This is a genomic window from Gilliamella sp. App6-5, from assembly GCF_001690525.1.
Classification (GTDB): domain Bacteria; phylum Pseudomonadota; class Gammaproteobacteria; order Enterobacterales; family Orbaceae; genus Gilliamella; species Gilliamella apicola_H.
Genome location: NZ_LZGT01000102.1, coordinates 1 through 2024 on the forward strand (window position 1 = coordinate 1; position 2024 = coordinate 2024).

1 protein-coding gene is annotated in these 2024 nt (G+C 42.9%); it reads right to left on the minus strand.

Going from position 1 to position 2024, the window contains the following annotated elements; genetic code table 11:
• Positions 1-1714 (minus strand): type VI secretion system Vgr family protein (locus A9G24_RS11930; RefSeq protein WP_141673160.1); only part of this gene is annotated, 1714 nt, incomplete at its 3' end.
• Between the last annotated feature and the right edge of the window lie 310 nt (positions 1715-2024).

Consider the following 2024-nt stretch of genomic DNA (forward strand, 5'->3'; position numbering starts at 1 on the left):
GAGTTTTGCCGTATTCGGTGGCCAGTTTGATATGCTCTTGCCCACGTTTGTCATCCATGCGCAGTTTGTTATTAGCCGGCGTGCGAATCACATTGCGGTGTTTGTTAATGGTGGTAACAAGGTCGGGGTGAGCACTATCATGCATCGCATGGGCGATATACGGCCGGTCAGGATTGCCCTGCATAAAGGCAATCGCTACTTCAGTGCCATCAATTAATGGGAAGTGAAAGCCATAGGTGTTGCCTGCATACGGTTTGGCTAAGCGTACCCATAAGCTTTCCGTGCCATTTTTCCACTCTTTTAAATCAAAGTTAAATTTAACCCGATAGCGCCCTTGCGGGTCGATATAGCCATAGGTGTCATGATTGGGACTGGTGACACGGGCAGGTAATGTGCCACTAACTTGTGGCCAGCGTATAGGCGCAGGGCGATAGGGTTTTAAGGCTTGATAGGGAATAGCGGTAAAGGTGAGTTCATAAGCATCAGTGCGGTTACCCTGCCCTTGTACCGTTAAAATGATGATACCGTCATTGATATCTGCCAGCGGGCTGCCGTTGAGGTTAATCCATTGACCGGGAGCAAGGTTATAGTGATTACTCTTGCCTTTGAGGATAATTTGCTGGCTAATAGCCTGTTCATGGCGAATACGGGCATACCACTGACCGCTTTCAATCTGATTATCGTCATGCCTGTTATTCTCATTAGGATTATTGCCGTTATCAGGATTAACATGGTTATCATCATCGTTATTATCGCCACTATCTTGCGGGTTTTCTTGGCCGTTACTCGCTAAGCCTTTATAGTGCTCGGCATAGCGATAGTCGCTGCCATAGGTGGTAAGGTCTTTGGGTTGGGTGTTAATCTCGCCCTGTAAATCGGCGAGGGCATCACGGTAGTTATAGTCTTGTACCTTGACAGAGGAGACCACCACTTCACTATGCAGGCTGATATCCCACACACTTTCAACGCCACTATCTGCCATGCCACTGGGTGGTTTATAGTCAATATTAGCCACCTGCGCATAACCTTGTTCATAATCACTTAACACCATCACATCACAATGATGTTCGGCGTGCGTTTCAAAGCGAAACCAGATACCGACATCGGCCAATAAGCGTTGAATAAATTCAAGGTCACTTTCTTGCCACTGAGTAATAAACTCCCGCTCAGGATAGCTGTCTTTTAACTCTAAACGGTAATCAATGCCCGTCAAACCATGACTGCGTAGCACTTCTTCAACTACACTCACCACACTTTGCTGTTGAAATATGGCACTATGTTGCCCCACTGCGAGCCGTGCTAAGCACGAGGATAACACCACCTGATAATGGGCTTCCTCTTTATTGACCGATAACTGACTAAACTCAGTAATCACCCCATGCAAGGTGCGTTTATTCGTCAACGTTGGCAAATCACTTAATGAGCGGATAGCAGAAGTTAATGGTTTGTTGATAACCGGATTAAAGGAGAAGGTCGATTTTTGATTAAGAAAGGAATCAGGCGATAAGGTTTTGTCAGTACTGGTAAAGGAGATTACATAACGCCAAGGCTGGTTTAACGACTCATTACCCTCAACATGTAAAACCGAAATCGGCGCCCCCAGCCCGTCAACCGTTAAGGTATAGGGATTATGGCTAACGCCCCCTAAGCCCGCCATTAAATCGCTAAACCCGTCACCGAGCTGGCTCAGAAGACGATTAAGTTCGTTTGACATGTTTTCCTCCTTATATCCATTTTATAAAAATCAATCTGTGTTATTTTTAGTTATTTTTTTATTTAACACTGATATTTTCATCATTAAGTTTAACTAAAAAGTATACATTGTTTTAGTGTTAAATTTAACCTTTTGTTAAAAATTTGTTAAATAAATATTGTTTAATATGAATAATTTCAGTTAGTTAAACCAGTAAGTGATAGCGACTTAGCGTCTTTGTTGAATAAGGGATTTAAGCAACGTTATGCTTTATCGAGGGAAATTTTTAACTTATTAAATTTAAAATAATTTCAATCTGAAACGGTATAGA